At 51.2% G+C, this 322-nt stretch carries 1 pseudogene; it reads left to right on the forward strand.

Annotation, left to right across the window (positions count from 1 at the left end):
• Positions 1-322, forward strand: a pseudogene (locus MiSe_RS50085) (filamentous hemagglutinin N-terminal domain-containing protein); the annotation flags it as partial.

Consider the following 322-nt stretch of genomic DNA (forward strand, 5'->3'; position numbering starts at 1 on the left):
TTGAAGTGGTTGATGCCACCCGGCAAATCGTTCAAGATTGTCCTACAGGTACAAGGTTTGCAGATAACGAATTTTTCATCACCGGACGGGGCGGCATTCCACCGACTCCCAGAGAAGCACTTTCCCAAAATGCCATTGAGGTTGATTGGGTTACTCCTAACCCACAGGTGCAGGAGGGCAGAGGGGCAGGGGAGCCGCCTATTCCTAGCGAAATTGTAGAAGCAACTGGGTGGGTTAGGGGTGCCAATGGCGAGGTAATTCTTACTGCTAATCCGCCAACTGCAACGCCTTACGAAACTTGGTATCGTTCAATTCTCTGTCC

The sequence above is a fragment of the Microseira wollei NIES-4236 genome (genome assembly GCF_020521235.1).
GTDB lineage: Bacteria > Cyanobacteriota > Cyanobacteriia > Cyanobacteriales > Aerosakkonemataceae > Microseira > Microseira wollei.